This is a genomic window from Xanthomonas sp. NCPPB 4037 (assembly GCF_041475695.2).
GTDB lineage: Bacteria > Pseudomonadota > Gammaproteobacteria > Xanthomonadales > Xanthomonadaceae > Xanthomonas > Xanthomonas campestris.
Map to the genome: position 1 here is coordinate 1,298,214 of NZ_CM191261.1, position 16,421 is coordinate 1,314,634.

General features: G+C 64.7%; 16 protein-coding genes and 1 pseudogene. 14 read left to right on the forward strand and 3 right to left on the reverse strand.

Going from position 1 to position 16,421, the window contains the following annotated elements; translation table 11 throughout:
* Window positions 1–35: 35 nt before the first annotated feature.
* Window positions 36–2,459, forward strand: a complete 2,424-nt coding sequence (pbpC, locus tag ACCQ01_RS05855; protein WP_228434219.1) for a penicillin-binding protein 1C — start codon at window positions 36–38, stop codon at window positions 2,457–2,459.
* A 638-nt stretch (window positions 2,460–3,097) separates the two neighbouring features.
* On the opposite strand, the gene ACCQ01_RS05860 is transcribed toward pbpC, so the two are convergent.
* Window positions 3,098–3,658 (reverse strand): ferritin-like domain-containing protein, encoded by a 561-nt coding sequence (locus ACCQ01_RS05860; RefSeq protein WP_011036245.1) that lies wholly within the window; start codon window positions 3,656–3,658, stop codon window positions 3,098–3,100.
* A gap of 42 nt (window positions 3,659–3,700) precedes the next feature.
* Window positions 3,701–4,183, reverse strand: coding sequence for a peroxiredoxin (locus ACCQ01_RS05865; RefSeq protein ID WP_228434220.1), 483 nt, complete (start codon window positions 4,181–4,183; stop codon window positions 3,701–3,703).
* A gap of 160 nt (window positions 4,184–4,343) precedes the next feature.
* Here ACCQ01_RS05865 and ACCQ01_RS05870 point away from each other — a divergent pair, with 160 nt between their 5' ends.
* The 7 genes from ACCQ01_RS05870 to ACCQ01_RS05900 all read left to right on the forward strand — a co-directional run bounded on the left by ACCQ01_RS05870 (window position 4,344) and on the right by ACCQ01_RS05900 (window position 10,709).
* Complete coding sequence (locus ACCQ01_RS05870; RefSeq protein ID WP_228434221.1) at window positions 4,344–4,820, forward strand: Hsp20/alpha crystallin family protein; 477 nt, start codon at window positions 4,344–4,346, stop codon at window positions 4,818–4,820.
* Between the two features lie 142 nt (window positions 4,821–4,962).
* A complete protein-coding gene (locus tag ACCQ01_RS05875; protein WP_016944840.1) occupies window positions 4,963–5,853 on the forward strand; it encodes a DnaJ C-terminal domain-containing protein in 891 nt (296 codons plus the stop codon).
* A gap of 315 nt (window positions 5,854–6,168) precedes the next feature.
* Window positions 6,169–6,555 carry a twitching motility response regulator PilH gene (gene pilH / locus ACCQ01_RS05880; RefSeq protein ID WP_011036249.1) on the forward strand — a complete coding sequence of 129 codons (387 nt, stop codon included), beginning with the start codon at window positions 6,169–6,171 and terminating at the stop codon, window positions 6,553–6,555.
* Window positions 6,556–7,520: 965 nt separating this feature from the next.
* Window positions 7,521–8,666: an FtsH protease activity modulator HflK gene (gene hflK / locus ACCQ01_RS05885; RefSeq protein ID WP_228434222.1), complete on the forward strand. Its 1,146-nt coding sequence runs from the start codon at window positions 7,521–7,523 to the stop codon at window positions 8,664–8,666.
* Window positions 8,663–9,526 carry a protease modulator HflC gene (hflC, locus tag ACCQ01_RS05890; protein WP_006449475.1) on the forward strand — a complete coding sequence of 288 codons (864 nt, stop codon included), beginning with the start codon at window positions 8,663–8,665 and terminating at the stop codon, window positions 9,524–9,526. Before hflK ends, hflC begins: the two co-directional genes overlap by 4 nt.
* 387 nt (window positions 9,527–9,913) lie before the next feature.
* Window positions 9,914–10,378 carry an REP-associated tyrosine transposase gene (locus ACCQ01_RS05895; RefSeq protein ID WP_043907770.1) on the forward strand — a complete coding sequence of 155 codons (465 nt, stop codon included), beginning with the start codon at window positions 9,914–9,916 and terminating at the stop codon, window positions 10,376–10,378.
* Between the two features lie 145 nt (window positions 10,379–10,523).
* A complete protein-coding gene (locus ACCQ01_RS05900) occupies window positions 10,524–10,709 on the forward strand; it encodes a DUF2065 domain-containing protein (protein WP_228434223.1) in 186 nt (61 codons plus the stop codon).
* A 142-nt stretch (window positions 10,710–10,851) separates the two neighbouring features.
* On the opposite strand, the pseudogene ACCQ01_RS05905 reads toward ACCQ01_RS05900, so the two are convergent.
* Window positions 10,852–11,657 (reverse strand): annotated as a pseudogene (locus ACCQ01_RS05905) (IS5 family transposase).
* A 337-nt stretch (window positions 11,658–11,994) separates the two neighbouring features.
* On the opposite strand from ACCQ01_RS05905, the gene ACCQ01_RS05910 reads away from it, so the two are divergent.
* The 6 genes from ACCQ01_RS05910 (at window position 11,995) to ACCQ01_RS05935 (ending at window position 16,417) form a co-directional block, all read left to right on the forward strand.
* Window positions 11,995–13,287, forward strand: coding sequence for an adenylosuccinate synthase (locus tag ACCQ01_RS05910; RefSeq protein ID WP_011036253.1), 1,293 nt, complete (start codon window positions 11,995–11,997; stop codon window positions 13,285–13,287).
* A 201-nt stretch (window positions 13,288–13,488) separates the two neighbouring features.
* Window positions 13,489–14,019 (forward strand): MarR family transcriptional regulator, encoded by a 531-nt coding sequence (locus ACCQ01_RS05915; RefSeq protein WP_228434280.1) that lies wholly within the window; start codon window positions 13,489–13,491, stop codon window positions 14,017–14,019.
* The gene (locus ACCQ01_RS05920) at window positions 14,009–14,695 is read left to right on the forward strand and encodes a hypothetical protein (protein ID WP_228434279.1); all 687 of its coding nucleotides are present in this window, start codon (window positions 14,009–14,011) and stop codon (window positions 14,693–14,695) included. Before ACCQ01_RS05915 ends, ACCQ01_RS05920 begins: the two co-directional genes overlap by 11 nt.
* Before the next feature lie 96 nt (window positions 14,696–14,791).
* Entirely contained in the window at window positions 14,792–15,055 is a 264-nt protein-coding gene (locus tag ACCQ01_RS05925) for a YlcI/YnfO family protein (RefSeq protein WP_228434278.1), read from the forward strand.
* Between the two features lie 7 nt (window positions 15,056–15,062).
* The gene (locus tag ACCQ01_RS05930; RefSeq protein ID WP_228434277.1) at window positions 15,063–15,371 is read left to right on the forward strand and encodes a type II toxin-antitoxin system RelE/ParE family toxin; all 309 of its coding nucleotides are present in this window, start codon (window positions 15,063–15,065) and stop codon (window positions 15,369–15,371) included.
* 53 nt (window positions 15,372–15,424) lie between these two features.
* Entirely contained in the window at window positions 15,425–16,417 is a 993-nt protein-coding gene (locus ACCQ01_RS05935; protein ID WP_228434276.1) for a restriction endonuclease, read from the forward strand.
* The last annotated feature ends 4 nt before the right edge of the window (window positions 16,418–16,421 follow it).

Genomic DNA, 16,421 nt, shown 5'->3' on the forward strand with positions numbered 1-16,421 from the left:
GGCCGAAATGTGTTTTGCCCTGCATGCTTCGCAGGATGGATGAACAGCAGCAAGCGCAGGCAAGGACCGAGAGGACGCAGGAACGCGTCGCTGGCACCGATGATGTGGCCCAACGCGGCCACCGCCGCTGGTTGACGTGGCTGCGCTGGAGCGCCGTGGCGCTGTTGTCTGCCGTGCTGGTGCTGGACCTGGCTTTTCCGCTACCGCTGCCCAAGTCGCGCGACACCTCCACGCTGGTGGTGGCGCGTGATGGCACGCCGCTGCGCGCGTTTGCCGATGCGCAAGGCGTGTGGCGTTACCCGGCCACGCCGCAGAGCGTGTCGCCGCTGTACCTGCAGGCGCTGTTGAACTACGAGGACCGCTGGTTCTGGCGCCACCCGGGCGTGAACCCGTGGGGGCTGTTGCGCGCGGGCGGGCAGTGGATCGGGCAGGGGCGCATCGTCTCCGGTGGTTCGACGCTGACCATGCAGGTGGCGCGCATCCTGGATCCGCACACGCGCACGCCCTGGGGCAAGGCCAAACAGTTGCTGCGCGCGCTGCAATTGGAAGCGCACCTCAGCAAGCAGCAGATCCTGGCGCTGTATCTGGAGCGCGCGCCGTACGGCGGCACCATCGAGGGTGTGGAGGCGGCCAGCTGGGCCTATCTGGGCAAGCCGGCTACCGCGTTGTCGCAGGCTGAAGCGGCGTTGCTGGCGGTACTGCCGCAGTCGCCGAGCCGCCTGCGCCCGGATCGCCACCCAGAAGCGGCGCAGCGTGCGCGCGACAAGGTGCTTGATCGCATGGTGGAGCTGGGCGTGTGGTCGCGTGCGCAGGTGGACGATGCCCGCATCGAACCGGTGGTGACACGCTCACTCAAACCACCGTTGCATGCCGCGCTGTTGGCGCAGCGCCTGCACAGCGCGCAGCCACGCGCCGCGCGCATCGTCACCACGCTCGACGTGGAGCTGCAGCGCACGCTGGAAGAACGCGTCACGACATACTTTTCGCAGCTGCCCGAGCGCACCTCGGCTGCCTTGTTGGTGGTGGACAACGCAACCATGGAAGCGCGCGCGTACGTGGGGTCTGCCAGCTTCGGCGATCGCAAGCGGCTCGGGCATGTGGACATGGTGCAGGCCTGGCGCTCGCCCGGTTCCACGCTCAAGCCTTTCCTGTATGGCATGGCGCTGGACGATGGCGTGATCCATTCGGAAAGCCTGCTGGTGGATGCGCCGCAGAGCTTCGGCAATTATCGCCCCGGCAATTTCGATGCGGCCTTCAACGGCCCGGTGGCCGCAGCCACGGCATTGCGGCTGTCGTTGAACGTGCCGGCCGTGGATTTGCTGGATCGCATCGGCCCGGCGCGCTTTGCCGCGCGCTTGTCCAACGCCGGCATTGCGCTGCGCTTCGCGCATGGCAGCACGCCGAACCTGGCCTTGATCCTGGGCGGCACCGGTGCGCAGTTGCAGGAGTTGGTGGGTGCGTTCGCGGCCCTGCAGCGCGGCGGCATTGCCGGGCATGTGCGCTATACGCCGGACGATCCGCGCATCGATCGGCGGTTGATGTCGCCGGGCGCGGCGTGGATCGTGCGTGAGATCCTGCAAAGCAATCCGCGCCCCGGGTATGCCAGCGGCACCTTCGATACCACCGCGCGCCCGGGCGTGGCGTGGAAGACCGGCACCAGCTACGGCTACCGCGATGCCTGGGCGATCGGCGGCACTCGCCGCTACACGGTCGGCGTGTGGGTCGGCCGGCCGGATGGCACGCCGTTGCCGGGGCAGTACGGCGCAGTCACCGCGTTGCCGCTGATGTTCGAGGTGATCGACGCCTTGCCGCGCGCGGCCGGCGACAGCGCGCCGATGCCGATGCCGGCCAGCGTGCAGGCGCTGGAGATCTGCTGGCCGCTGGGCACTGCCGCCGCGCAAACGCCGCCTGGCTTGTGCGCGCGCCGCCACGAGGCCTTCGTACTCGACGGCGCGGTGCCGCCCACCTTCGCCGAACGTGATGCGCGGCTGTGGCAGAGCGGGCAACTGCAGTACGAGGTGGACGCACGCAGCGGCCAGCGGCTGTCGCAGGAATGCACCCAGCCGCATCCGCGCGCCGCACGCAGCCTGGCGCGCTGGCCGGCGCTGGTATCACCCTGGCTCACCGCCGCCGAGCGTGCCGCCGCACAGCTGCCGCCACTGGCCGCCGATTGCCTGCCCGACGGCCGCATGACCGGCGGTGGCGTGCTGCGCATCGACGGCCTGACCGATCGCGCCACGCTGGCCCGCGCCAACGACACCGCACGCCCGGTGCGCCTGCAATTGCGTGCGCTTGGCAGCGAAGCACGCATCGACTGGCTGCTGGACGGCCGCTGGATTGCCCAGACCGCCGGGCGCCAGGGATTCCAGCGCGATTTTGCGGAAGTGGGCACGCACACCCTGACCGCGATGGCCAGCGACGGCGCCTGGACCCAGGTGCGTTTTCGCGTCTTGCGTTGAGTACGCGGTGCGGCAGCGCGTGTGTAGGAGCGCCCTTGGGCGCGATGGGCTTTCCCGGTAAGGCCCATCGCGCCCAGGGGCGCTCCTGCGAGATTAGGCTGCCTATGTGGTCGATGGAAGAAGCGCGATCGATCCTGCCACCCACCCCGGCCAACGCAGAAGCTGTTTCTTCCTGCATCGCATTGCATGCATCTGCGTACGCAGCGGCCGCTTTCGTAGGAGCGCCCTTGGGCGCGATGGGCTTTCCCGGTAGGCCCATCGCGCCCAAGGGCGCTCCTACGAGATTAGGGTTGCTTGTGTGGTCGATGGAAGAAGCCTCGCCCATCCAGTCATCCGCCATGGCCAAAGCAAACTGTTTCTCCCAGCGCCGCATGCATCTACAGAGGCAGCAACCGCTTTTGTAGGAGCGCCCTCGGGCGCGATGGGCTGTCCCGGTAACGCCCATCGCGCCCAAGGGCGCTCCTACGCAATGGTGGCCGCCTGTGTGGTCGATGGAAGAAGCGCTGCCAATCGTGTTAGCCACGCCAGGCCACAAGTTCATCGATGCGGGACCAAAAAACAGGGCGCCATAGGCGCCCTGTTTGTCTCTGCATCACGTGAAGCACGCTATCGGCGCATCAGCCCCGATACGCCAAAACTCACTCGCCAATCCAGCCTTCCAGCATGTCGGCGAACTCGTCGGCGTGCTCTTCTTCCTGGGCCAGGATGCTTTCCAGGATGCGCTTGGTGGTGGTGTCCTTGTCGCCGATGAAGTCGATCATCTCGCGGTAGCTGTCGATGGCGATGCGCTCGGCGATCAGGTTCTCGCGCACCATGTCGCGTAGGTCGGTGCCTTCCTTATATTCCGCGTGCGAGCGCTTGGTCAGCGTGTCCGGGTTGAGGTCCGGTTCGCCGCCAAGCTGCACGATGCGTTCGGCAAGCTTGTGCGCGTGTGCCTGTTCCTGCTGCGCGTGCTCCAGGAACTCGCCTTTCACCGCGTCGGCAAGCATGCCCTTGGCCATGAAGTAGTGGCGGTAGTAGCGCAGCGTGCACACGTATTCGGTGGCAAGCGCGGTGTTGAGCAGTTCGATCACCTTCTCGCGATCGGCGTGGTAACTCTCGGTGATGGCACCGTCTTCGATGCTCTGGCGTGCGCGGGCGCGCAGGGTGGCGGTATCGGTAAGACCGGTGGCGGGGGTGTTGGCTGGCTGTGTAGACATGGCTGGCCGGGTTCCTTCTGTGTGGACGGGGGAATCAATGCATCAATCGGGAAGATGCTGCAGCACGTAGTCGGCGGCAGACACCTTGAACTTGCCGGGCTCTTCGACAAACAACGCCTTCACTACGCCGTCGTCGGCGTACAGCGCATAGCGGCGCGAGCGCAGGCCCATGCCCGAGCCGCTGGCGTCGATCTCCAGCCCCAGTGCGCGGGCCAGTTCGGCGTTGCCATCCGGCACCAGGTGCAGGCCGTCGGGCACCAACTGGCTGCGGCCCCAGGCCTGCATCACGAAGGGGTCGTTCACCGCGGTGCACAGCACCTCGATGCCGCGTTTGCGGAACGCTTCAAAGTGCTCCACGTAGCCGGGCAGGTGCTTGGCCGAGCAGGTCGGCGTAAAGGCGCCCGGTACCGCGAACAGCACCACCTTGCGCCCGGCAAACAACGTATGGGTGTCGACCGCTTCGATGCCCTCGCGCAGGTGCTTGAGCACCACCTCGGGAATACGGTCACCAACTTGGATGGTCATGGGTGGGGCTCCTGTGGCTGAACAAAGTCTAGAAAGGCGAAGGGGAAAAGCGCGTCAATGCGCTTGAAATCCTCACGCGCACGCCTATCTGACGCGCATGGCCGGTTGCACCGGTGAGCACCGGCGCGGCCCGCCCGTCACTCAACCATTGGAGGCTTTCATGAATATCGTCCGTTACCCACAGTGGCCCACCCACGCCCTGCAGAACGAGATCAAGCAAGTGTTCGACCGCTTCTTCGAGCAAGGCGGCGATACCGACGAGTCGGCCGTTGTCACCGCGCAGTGGGTCCCGCGCGTGGACATCAAGGAAGAAGCCAACCAGTTCGTGCTGTATGCCGACCTGCCGGGCATCGACCCCAGCCAGATCGAGGTGCAGATGGACAAGGGCATCCTGTCGATCAAGGGCGAGCGCAAGAGCGAGTCCAGCAGCGAGACCGAGCGCTTCTCGCGCATCGAGCGCCGCTACGGCAGCTTCCACCGCCGCTTTGCGCTGCCCGACAGTGCCGATGCCGACGGCATCACCGCCGACGGCCGCAACGGGGTGCTGGAAATCCGCATTCCCAAGCGCCCGGCGGCGACGCCGCGCCGCATCCAGGTCGGTGGCGGCCAGGACGGCGGTGGTACCACGGTGCAGTAAGCGCTGCGGACCTGGAGCGGAGCCCGCGCGGCTTCGCTCCCCGGCGACGGCCGCGCCGTAGAATAGGCGCGGTCGCCCGCCCGGCTGCGAATGACTGGCTCGTGGCCTCGGCTGCGGGCCGCTCTTTTTTCAGAGGTGATGGATGGAATTCAAGGATTACTACGCGACGCTGGGCGTCGAACCGAGCGCTGGCGAGGCGGAAATCAAGACCGCCTACCGCCGGCTTGCGCGCAAATATCACCCCGATGTCAGCAAGGAGGCTGGCGCGGAAGACAAGTTCAAGGCAATCAACGAAGCCTACGAGGCACTGCGCGACCCGCAAAAACGCGCCGCCTACGACCAGCTTAAGGCGCAGGGCTACCGCCCGGGCGACGAGTTCCAGACCCCGCCCAACTTCAACGGTGGGCAGGGTTTCGACTATGAGGAAGTGTTCGGCAACGGCGGCGCTGGCGGCGGCTTCAGCGATTTCTTCGAAAGCCTGTTTGCCGGCCAGCGCGGCGGCCGCCCACGCGGCCCGGGCGCCGGTGCCGGCCCGGGGGCACAGACCCGCGGTGACACCCGCGCCAAGTTGGCGGTGCCGCTGGAAGCGGTGTATTCCGGCGACAGCGTGCGCATCACCATTACCGGCAAGCAGCTGGACGTGCGCGTACCCAAGGGCATCCAGCCCGGCCAGGTGATTCGCCTGAGCGGGCAGGGCAACGGCGGCGGCAACCTGCTGCTGGAAATTGAATACGCCGCGCACCCGCAGTTCGAAGTGGACGGGCGCAACATCCTGTACACGCTGCAGGTGATGCCGTGGCAGGCCGCGCTGGGTACCACCATCAGCGTGCCCACGCTGGGCGGTGCGGTGGAGCTGAAGGTGCCGGCCGATTCCGAGGCTGGGCGCAAGTTGCGCCTGCGCGGCCGCGGCCTGCCGGGCGCCACCCCGGGCGACCAGATCGTGGAGCTGGAAATCCTGGCCCCGGCGCCCACCGACGAGGCGCAGAAGAAGGCGTATCGGACGCTGGCCAAGGCCTTCGGCGAATCGATCTGACGCAGTGGGTGTTGTGATGCAGCGCGTGCTGATGTGTCAGCGCGCGCTGTATTGCCCGGCTGCCGAGCAGGTGGCGCGGGTTGCCGGCGTGGTGTTGTGAGCGGCCGCGAATCGCGTCGCGGTCGTTGCCCGGCGTGGCTTTGGCAGGTCGATGGCCTGATGCGCTGCGTTCTTCGTTGTCGCCTCGACAGGGCTATGTGCTTCGGGCCGCCAACGCCCAGCGCCCCAGGCTCTCCGGGTATCCGCAAACGCCACGGCCAGCTACCGAAAGCGCGGCCGGCGCACTACACTCGCCGCGCACACTAGGGGAAACACATGGCACGTATTCTGATTGTCGACGACTCGCCGTCGCAGCTGCTGGGGATTCAGCGCATCGTCGAGAAGTTGGGGCACGAAACCATCACCGCCACCGACGGCGCCGCCGGCGTGGAAGCGGCCAAGTCGGCACTGCCGGACCTGGTGCTGATGGACGTGGTCATGCCCAACCTCAACGGCTTCCAGGCCACCCGCACGCTCAAGCGCGAGCCCACCACCCAGCACATCCCGGTGATCCTGGTGACCACCAAGGACCAGGACACCGACCGCATGTGGGGCATGCGCCAGGGCGCCCGCGCCTACATCACCAAGCCGTTCTCCGAGGACGAGCTGCTGGAGGTGATGGAGCGGGTGTTCAACCAGAAAGACGAGCCGCCGGCGGCGTGATCGCGCCGGCAGTGCGCCAGCCTTTCTTGCTTGGCGCACGGGTGATAGGCGCTTTCAGGGTCCAGGCACGCGATGCGCCGTCCTTCTGGAGTGAGTTGCTGGATGTGACGCGACAGATGGTCAATGAGCAAGACGTGCTGCTGGCTTTGTGACCGCACCCGGCAGTGCGCCCGGACTTCTTGAAGCATGCGCACGCGCGATAGGTGGGCGGCAGTCCGGGCACGTCACAAGCCGTCCTCCGGCAAGCTGCTGGAAGTGACCGGACAGATCGTCCAATCAGAGTGACAAGCCTCTGGCGTGCGATCGCACCGGCACCGCGCCAGCCTTTCCTTGAATTAGCGCACGGGCGGTGTCTGCTCGGCGGATCCACGCGCGTTACAAGTCGTGACTTAGCGTGCGCTGCTGGAAGTGACGGATAGATAGCCAACCAGAACGCCCCAGCGTCGGGTGGTGTGATTGCATTAGCAAGGTGCGAGCCTGCCAGTGGTCGAGAGCCGGCGGACAGGGTGGCGCTGGCAGAGCTCAGGCGCCCGGCAGGAGGTCCAGGTCCTCTGACCACGTGAGGCATCCCGCCAACCCAGCATCAGCATCAGCACGCCTCACGTCCTGCCTGCCCGCGACGGGGGCCCGGCGCGATGGTGAGTGGCCGCCTGCCAAGACCGGCTTTCCAGGTCTGTCCCGTACGCTCGCCGCCCATCAAGGCCAACCCGCCTATCGGGTGCACCTGGCGCCCTGTGGCCTTCCGCATCCAAGTTCCAGACCAGGCCCGGCCTTCGCTTCCCGCCTTCTCAGCGTCCGCCCGCCCCGGCAACCACCCACGTCCAATCAGCCGCCGGCTAAACCACGCCGCACCAATCTGGCCCTTTCAAAACGGCCGGTCTGCCCCATCTAGTAGAATCATCGAATCACACAACACGGCGGCACTGCGGGACTGGCCCGCGCAGCCCCTCGATCATGGAGCGTGCATGGCCTGGAACACACCCGGCAACAAGGGCGGAGACGGCCCGGATCCCAACCGTCGCAGGTCCTGGGGCCCGCGCGGTGGTGGCAACGGTGGTGGTTGGGGCAATCTGCCCGCCCCGTTGAAAGAGTTGTTCGATGGCGGCGTGTGGCGCTGGATCCTGGTCGCGGTGGTGCTGATGGTGCTGTTCTCCAGCTTCCAGCTCATCGGCGAGCAGCAGCGTGGCGTGGTGCTGCGCTTCGGCCAGTTCTCGCGCATCCTCCAGCCCGGCCCCAACTTCAAGCTGCCGTGGCCGGTCGAGTCGGTGCGCAAGGTCAACGCCACCGAGATCAAGACCTTCAGCAATCAGGTGCCGGTGCTGACCCGCGACGAGAACATCGTCAACGTCTCGCTCAACGTGCAGTACCAAATCAGCGACCCGCGCAAGTACCTGTTCGGCTCGCGCAATGCGGACCTGGTGCTGGAGCAGGCTGCGCAGAGTGCGGTGCGTGAGCAGGTCGGTCGCTCAGACCTCAACACCGTGCTCAACAATCGCGGCCCGCTGGCCATTGCCTCCAAGGACCGCCTGCAGGCCGCGCTCAATGCCTACAACACCGGCTTGTCGGTGACTGGCGTGACCCTGCCCGACGCGCGTCCGCCGGAAGAAGTGAAGCCGGCCTTCGACGAGGTCAACGGTGCCCAGCAGGTGCGCGAGCGCCTGATCAACGAAGCCCAGGCCTACGCCGCCAAGGTGGTGCCCGAAGCGCGCGGCCAGGGTGCCCGCACCCGCACCGGTGCCGAAGGCTACAAGCAGGCCGTGATTTCCAAGGCCGAGGGCGACGCCGACCGTTTCACCCTGCTGCAGGAGCAGTACGCCGGCGCGCCGGACGTCACCCGCAAGCGGCTGTGGCTGGAAACCGTGCAGAAGGTGCTGTCGGAAAACCGCAAGGTGATCGGCAGCGATGGCCGCCAGGTCATCTACGTGCCGTTGCCGGCCGATGCCGGCAAGAGCGGCAATACTGGAACAGCTACGGGTAACGGCAGCATCCCGTCGATGGTGCCGCAGGACGTGCTGTTGAATCCGCCGCAAGGCAATGGCGGCAGCGCCGAAGGCATTCGCAATCCGGAACGCGGCCCGCGCCCGACCGGCCGTGAGGGAACCGAACAATGAAAAATTCGCTAGTCATCGGCCTGATCGTCGCCGTGCTGCTGGTCCTGATGGGCTCGGTATTCGTGGTACGCGAAGACCAGACCGCCATGGTGCTCAACCTGGGCCGCGTGGTGCGTGCCGACCTCAAGCCCGGCCTGCACTTCAAGTTGCCGGTGGTGGAATCGGTGCGCGTGTTCGATCGCCGCTTCCAGGTGCTGGACACCGCCCCGGCGCGCTACTTCACCGCCGAGCAGAAAGACGTGAGCGTGGACTTCTTCGCCATCGGCTACATCTCCGATGTGCGTGCGTTCTACCGCGCCACCGGTGGTGAAGAGTCGGTGGCCAATTCGCGCCTGGCCCCGATCATCACCGACTCGCTGCGCAACCAGATCAACTCGCGCACCTTGCAGCAGTTGGTCTCCGGCGACCGCAGCGAATTGATCGCCAACCAGCTCAAGGGCATCAACGGCGCCATCAAGGGCTTGGGCATGCAGATCACCGACCTGCGCATCAAGCAGATCGACCTGCCGACCGACAGCCAGGTGATCACCGACGTCTACGAGCGCATGCGCGCCCAGCGCAAGCAGGAAGCCAGCAAGCTGCGCGCCGAAGGCGAAGAGCAGGCCCTGACCATCCGCGCCCAGGCCGACCGCGAGTCCACCGTGATCGTGGCCGACGCCGAGCGCGACGCCCAGAAGCTGCGCGGCGAAGGCGACGCCGACGCCGCCCGCATCTACGGCCAGGCCGGCTCCAAGGATCCGTCGTTCTACGCGTTCTACCGCAGCCTGGAGGCCTATCGCGGCTCCATGACCGACGGCAACGGCGTGGTGGTGCTGGACAAGAACGACCCCTTCCTGCAGTACCTCAAGAGCGATCGTTGATCGTTCGTTGAGCGCTTCGCGTTTTTGTATGTGCCTCTTACTGTCGAGCAGGCATGCGCGCGCGCCAAGCGTAGGAGCGCACCCGGGCGCGACCTCCTTACCGGGAATGCCCTTCGCGCCCAGGTGCGCTCCTACGCTGGGGGCGGGGCATGGCCTTGCGTGGACTGCGATGGTGATGGTCATGTCCGGGATCCGCAGATGCCTGGAGCGCCTCTCCCGTTTTGTCGGTCCGACCAGGCCCGGTAGGAGTGCACCCGGGCGCGACGAGCCTTGGCGGCGGCGGACCCTGCTGATTGCCTCTGACAGTCAGTCGCCACATAGATCCCCTAGCGCAGAACGTGGCAACCGCCGATATCCCGCGTTGTTCAAGGCCGTCAGCATCGCGCCATGGCCAACATCGACTCTCCAGGGCATCGCGCGCTGCGCCGCGGCAGGCAGTCTTCGCCCAACAGCGTTTACCTGCTGACCACCACGACATGGCAGCGTCGCGCCGTGTTCGCAGATTTTCTGCTTGCAGCCGCAGCCTGCCGGGCATTCACCGCAGCAACGCCCTCCGATGCCAGGCTGCTGGCCTGGGTATTGATGCCGGATCATGTCCATTGGCTGTTGCAACTTGGAAGCGCCACCTCATTGGCCGATGCCGTCTCACGTATGAAAGCGTGCGCAGCACGCGCAGTGAACGATCAGCGCCAGCATCACGCACCGGTCTGGAGCCGTAGCTACCACGACCATGCGTTGCGCAAAGAGAACGACCTGCATGCAGCGGCGCGCTATCTCATCGCCAATCCACTACGGGCCGGGCTGGTCACACGCGTAGGTGACTACCCGTTCTGGGACGCAATTTGGCTTTGAGATGCCGTAGCGTAGGAGCGCACCCGGGCGCGATCGCTTTCCCGGTAATGCCAGTCGCGCCCAGGTGCGCTCCTACGACGTGCGGAGGTTTGTGGGATTGCCGAACCGGGCACACTGCAACTCCCACGTTGCGATGGTGTTGGTGATGCAAGAGTTTCTGTCCGCGTTATGCCTGATCGCCGTCATCGAAGGCCTGCTGCTGTTTGCCGTGCCCACCGCCTGGAAGCGCATGGTCGAGCAACTGTTCAGCCTGCCCACCGCCCAACTGCGCGCCATTGGTGGGGTCACGTTGGTGCTGGGCGCGATCGCACTGTGGATCGTGCGTCACTGAGTAGGTGGTCCATTCCGACCGCAACGGGCAGCGTAGGAGCGCACCTGGGCGCGACTGCTTCGCCGGTAATGCCTGTCGCGCCCTGGTGCGCTCCTACGAGCCATTGGGATTGTCGCTACGGGATCTCCCAGGCTAGAGCGTGTTATGAACTTTGAAATAGAGCGGCTGCATTTCCAAGCATCAGGATCGTGAAGACGACAAAGTGCAAACCGGCCAACGTTTCCGGCAATCGCTCATAGTCGCGCGCCAGTCGTCTGAAGCGATTGACCCAGCCGAAGCTGCGCTCGACAACCCAGCGGCGCGGCAGCAAGACAAACCTTTCTTCGCTTCTTGCAGCTTGATGACGTGCAACTCAATGCCCTCTTCCTTAGCCGCTTGCGCCGGTTCTTGGCCGGTATAGCCCTGATCCACAAAAGCGATCTTGACCGTTTCACCGGTCACGTGTTGTACCTCCTGGGCCAACGAACGGACCTGTGCGCGTTCCTGCTCGTTGGCCGGCGTGACCTGGACGGCAAGCAGATGTCCCAGCGTATCGACGGCCATATGCACCTTGCTGCCTTTCTTGCGCTTATAGCCATCGTATCCAGCACGCGGCCCGCTTTCACAGGTGGACTGCAGCGTCCGGCCATCAAAAATCACCGCGCTCGGCTGGCCTTTCTTCCCCTGTGCCACACGCAAGAGTGAGCGCAGATCGCTGACCATGGCCTCAAAGCAGCCAGCCTGCAGCCAGCGCTGCGTTTGCTGATACACCGCTTCCCAAGGCGGGAAATCGTTGGGAAGCAATCGCCACGGTGCGCCGGCGCGTGCGATCCAGCGCAGTGCGTTAAACATCGCGCGTAGCGCGTATTTGCGCTGCGGTGCTTGCGCATCCATCAGTGTGAGATATGGCGCAGCGAAGGCCCATTCTTCGTCGGAGATATCGGTTGGATATGGCTTACGAGGCTTCATCCGTATACGTTATCGTGACAAGGGCAAAGTTCATAACACGCTCTAGGGACCGGCAGCGCTCGGAGCACCGCGCAACCGACGGCCAGCCGCAATCTGACCAGCTCCCCGATCCGCCGCCCCCAAGGGGTAGTGCCTGCCACCCGAAACCCGGATAATGCACAAAAGCCGGCCGGGCACGTTCCAACCAGAGCACTCCGTTCGGCTTTTTCCGTGTCAGGGCTTTCGCGCCATTGCAACGCTCCCCGATGGAGCTGCGCGCCAGGTGTCGCCGCCAGTCTTGAACCGGTCCCATCCCGCGGCCCCGATGGCCGCAGCAAAACTCAGGAGTTCACCCGTCGTGGGTCAGTCAGTTGTCGTGCTCGGTGCCCAGTGGGGCGATGAAGGCAAAGGCAAGATCGTCGATCTGCTCACCGAAGAAATCGGTGCGGTCGTCCGCTTCCAGGGCGGCCATAACGCCGGCCACACCCTGGTCATCAACGGCAAGAAGACCGTCTTGCATCTGATCCCCTCCGGCATCCTGCGCGACGACGCGCTGTGCCTGATCGGCAATGGCGTGGTGATCTCCCCGGCCGCGTTGATCAAGGAGATCGGCGAGCTGGAATCGGCCGGCGTGGAAGTGCGTTCGCGCCTGAAGATCAGCCCGGCCGCGCCGCTGATCATGCCGTACCACATCGCGCTGGATCAGGCCCGCGAGAAGGCTGCTGGCGGCAAGGCCATCGGCACCACCGGCCGCGGCATCGGCCCGGCATATGAAGACAAGGTGGCGCGCCGCGGTATCCGCATCGCCGACCTGCATTACCCGGCACAGCTGGAAGAACTGCTGCGCACCGCGCTGGATTACCACAACTTCGTGCTGACCAAGTACCTGGGCGTGGAGGCGGTGGATTTCCAGAAGACCTTCGACGAAGCGTTGGCATTCGGCGAGTACGTGCAGCCGATGAAGTCCGATGTGGCCGGCATCCTGCATGACCTGCGCAAGCAGGGCAAGCGCGTGCTGTTCGAAGGCGCGCAGGGCGCACTGCTGGACATCGACCACGGCACCTATCCGTACGTCACCAGCTCCAACACCACCGTGGGCGGCGCACTGGCCGGCACCGGCGTGGGCGCGGATGCAATCGACTACGTGCTGGGCATTGCCAAGGCCTACGCCACGCGCGTTGGCGGCGGCCCGTTCCCGACCGAGCTGGATGACGAAGTGGGCCAGGGCATCCGCGACCGCGGTGCCGAGTACGGCGCCTCCACCGGCCGCCCCCGTCGCTGCGGCTGGATGGACATCGTCGCGCTCAAGCGTGCGGTGGCCATCAACGGCATCTCCGGCCTGTGCATCACCAAGCTCGACGTGCTCGACGGCATGGAAAAGCTCAAGGTCTGCATCGCGTACGAATACCGCGGCAAGCGCACCGAATACGCACCGCTGGATGCGCAGGGCTGGGAAGAGTGCACACCGGTGTACCTGGAATTCCCGGGCTGGACCGAGAACACCCACGGCATCACCGAGTGGGACAAGCTGCCTGTCGCCGCACGCGCCTACCTGCGCGCGCTGGAAGAACTGGCCGGCTGCCCGATCTCGATCGTCTCCACCGGCCCGGATCGCGACCACACCATGGTGCTGCAGGACCCGTTCGCCTGATCGCTGGCACGCGTTTGGAGTAACGAAAAGCCCTGCGTAAGCGGGGCTTTTCTCTGTGTCATGCTGGGCACCGCCGCCATTGTTGGAACTGGGGCGTATCTGCGGTACCCGAGGTTAACAACTGAGCGCGCGCCTGCTTGCAAAGGCAGAGCTTTACTTGGATATTCGATATTCCGGAATATGGAATAAAGCTGATCTAACGTGGAACTCAAGCCGCAGGATCTAGTGGTGCTGTACAAGCAGGTCGCCCAACCGGGCCAGGCCTGGACCTATGCCTCCCTTGGAGAAGCGCTGGGCATGAGCGCCTCTCAGGTGCATCGCAGCGTCAAGCGCGCGGTGGCCTCCGGCTTGGCGCTGGAAAAAAGTCGCGGCGAGTGGGAGACGGTGCGCACGGCGCTGCATGAGTTTGCGGTCCACGGCGTGCGTTACGCCTTTCCTGCCGTCATCGGGCCGCTAAGGCGTGGCATTCCGACGGCCTTCGGCGTGCCCCCACTGTCCACTGCGATTGCCAGCTCCCCAGGGGATGCACCGGTGTGGCCAAGCGCGCAGGGCACGGCCAAAGGCCCCAGCTTGTCGCCGTTGTCGACCGGTGTGCCCAACGCTGCGCTGGCCGACCCTGCCTTGCACCAACTGCTGGCGCTGCAGGACGCCCTACGCAGCGGGCGTGCCCGCGAGCGCACGCTGGCAGCGAGCTATCTCAAGCAATTGCTGAGGCTTGGCGATGCGCTCTGACGATCCCAATTTGCCGCACCTGCTTGTGATTGCGAATGCATTGGGCGAGCTTTGCGAAAACGTAGTCTTTCTCGGCGGAGCAGTTGTTGGCCTGCTGGTATCCGATCCATTGGCTGAAAGCGTCCGCGCCACCTATGACGTTGATGCGGTGGTCAATCTTGATTGGTCCCGGTTCCGCGGTATCGAGGCGCGTGTGGAGTCGCAGGGCTTCGCGCGCGAGATGCAGAGCGGCGTCGTCTGCCGCTGGGTACACGAAGCGTCGGGCGTCCTCTTCGACCTGATGCCGGTGGATGCCGGCGTGCTTGGCTTCTCCAATCGCTGGTATGCCCATGCTGTAGAGACGGCCCAAGTGGTGGCCTTGAGCGATCGCCTGTCCATCCGCTTGGTGACAGCGACAGCATTCGTGGCGACCAAGCTCGAAGCCTTCGCTACCCGAGGCAACAGCGACTTCCTTTCCAGCCACGACCTGGAGGACGTACTCAATGTCGTCGATGGCCGGGCCGAGCTGGTGGAAGAGCTCGCCGTGGAGCATGCAGACCTTCGGCATTGGGTTGCCGACGTGTTCGTGGGGCTAGCGGATAACCCGGCGTTTGTGAACGTGTTGCCGGGATTGGTCGCCGAACCGGAGCGCGCAAGCGTCGTGCTTCAGCGTCTACGCACCATTGCATCAGCGTAGCTGCGACATCGTCGGCTTTAAGTCTGCAAAGAAAACCTTGAAGCACCGCGGCCCGCTTGCGATGATGCATCGCAATTGCAACGCACTGGGCCAGCCATGAAATCCGCATCTCTGCCATCGCTCCGGGTAGACCCGGCGCTGCGCGAAGCGGCCGAAGCCGTGTTGCAGGAGGGTGAGACGCTTTCCAGCTTTGTCGAGCAGTCTGTGCGCGCCCAGGTGCAGCAGCGCCAGCAGCAGGAAGCCTTCATTGCACGCGGGCTGGCCTCGCGTGACAGTGCCAAAACGTCCGGTCGCTACATCGACACCAAAGATGTGCTGACCGGCTTGCAGTCCCAGCTGGACAAAGCGCGTAAGGGCTGAAACCGGAGTGCGATTCAGCATCCGCTTTACCGAAGAAGCGCGCGACGATTTTGCGCGGCTTTACGACTGGCTGTTGCAGCGGGCCGATGGCGATTTTGCCGTGGCCGAGCGTGCGTTACAGGCTATTCGCGATGGCATTGCTGTGCTTGAAGTGGCGCCGCTGAGTTGCCGCAAAGCTAGCCAAAGCGATCCTTTCCAGCGTGAACTGGTGATTGGCTTCGGCCCAAGTGGCTATGCGCTGTTGTTCGAAGTCCAAGACAAGCAGACGGTGCTTGCGCTCGCAGTGAGGCATCAGCGTGAAGACGACTGGTGCTAAGGTCTTGCGACGAAGAATGTATAGAAAATTTTGAATTTAAGAAGAAGGTCGTGATGGCACGGATGTGGATGGTGCGCGGTGAGGGCGGGAGCTTGTACGAAGCATTTCGCGAACAAGGCGTGGTTGCAGTGGGGTGGACTCAGCTAGCGGCTGAGGCCAAGCCAGGTGTTGATCGCAAGCAATTGATCGCCATTTATCAGGCTGCTGAGCCATTGGCCAGACCTGGTACCGTCATTTCCGGAGCCTCTCAGGTATGGCGTTTCGTAAATGAAATTCAGCAAGACGATTGGGTCATTACTTACTCGCCAGCGAATCGCCTTTACGCAGTTGGCACTGTGGCGGGGCAGGCGGAGTACCTCCCCGAGTCGGCCGAATCAGGCATAGCACTTGCGCGGAAGGTGCAATGGCTGCAGCAGGAGCTTCCCCGCGATCACCTGGGTATGTCAACCAAGAATAGCCTTGGCTCCACACTGACATTGTTTGAGGTGCCGCCCAGTGCCGCCGACGAGATATTGGCAGTGCTCAAAGGTAAGCCGGTACAGGAGATCGAAGAAGCGCTGGACGAAGCCGTTGCCGACCCTCTCGCAGGTATCGAATCCCAGGCGCTCGAGCGCATCAAGGATCTGGTCAGCGAGCTTGGCTGGAGTGACATGCAGCAACTTGTGGCCGGCATTCTGCGAGCGATGGGCTACAAGACCCAGGTCTCGCCTCCCGGCTCGGACCGTGGGAAAGACATCGTTGCATCGCCCGACGGGTTTGGCTTCGAACATCCACGTATTGTCGTGGAGGTCAAGCATCGTAAGGGGCAGATGGGCAGTCAGGACATTCGCAGCTTTCTTGGTGGGCGCCACAAGGATGATCGCGGTTTGTATGTCAGTACCGGTGGCTTCAGCAAGGATGCGCAGTACGAAGCCGATCGGGCGTCCATCCCATTGGCGCTGTGGACGCTGGACCATGTGGTGCGCGCGCTGATCGAGCACTATGCGGCCACCGACGCAGAAACAAAACGCATTGTGCCGCTGAAGCGGCTTTACTGGCCCGCCTGAAGCC

Excerpts from the sequence above, each read along its gene's own strand:
- pbpC (WP_228434219.1), top strand. The coding sequence starts at position 36 with ATGGATGAACAGCAGCAAGCGCAGGCAAGGACCGAGAGGACGCAGGAA.
- ACCQ01_RS05860 (WP_011036245.1), bottom strand. The coding sequence starts at position 3,658 with ATGTCTACACAGCCAGCCAACACCCCCGCCACCGGTCTTACCGATACC.
- ACCQ01_RS05865 (WP_228434220.1), bottom strand. The coding sequence starts at position 4,183 with ATGACCATCCAAGTTGGTGACCGTATTCCCGAGGTGGTGCTCAAGCAC.
- ACCQ01_RS05870 (WP_228434221.1), top strand. The coding sequence starts at position 4,344 with ATGAATATCGTCCGTTACCCACAGTGGCCCACCCACGCCCTGCAGAAC.
- ACCQ01_RS05875 (WP_016944840.1), top strand. The coding sequence starts at position 4,963 with ATGGAATTCAAGGATTACTACGCGACGCTGGGCGTCGAACCGAGCGCT.
- pilH (WP_011036249.1), top strand. The coding sequence starts at position 6,169 with ATGGCACGTATTCTGATTGTCGACGACTCGCCGTCGCAGCTGCTGGGG.
- hflK (WP_228434222.1), top strand. The coding sequence starts at position 7,521 with ATGGCCTGGAACACACCCGGCAACAAGGGCGGAGACGGCCCGGATCCC.
- hflC (WP_006449475.1), top strand. The coding sequence starts at position 8,663 with ATGAAAAATTCGCTAGTCATCGGCCTGATCGTCGCCGTGCTGCTGGTC.
- ACCQ01_RS05895 (WP_043907770.1), top strand. The coding sequence starts at position 9,914 with ATGGCCAACATCGACTCTCCAGGGCATCGCGCGCTGCGCCGCGGCAGG.
- ACCQ01_RS05900 (WP_228434223.1), top strand. The coding sequence starts at position 10,524 with ATGCAAGAGTTTCTGTCCGCGTTATGCCTGATCGCCGTCATCGAAGGC.
- ACCQ01_RS05920 (WP_228434279.1), top strand. The coding sequence starts at position 14,009 with ATGCGCTCTGACGATCCCAATTTGCCGCACCTGCTTGTGATTGCGAAT.
- ACCQ01_RS05925 (WP_228434278.1), top strand. The coding sequence starts at position 14,792 with ATGAAATCCGCATCTCTGCCATCGCTCCGGGTAGACCCGGCGCTGCGC.
- ACCQ01_RS05935 (WP_228434276.1), top strand. The coding sequence starts at position 15,425 with ATGGCACGGATGTGGATGGTGCGCGGTGAGGGCGGGAGCTTGTACGAA.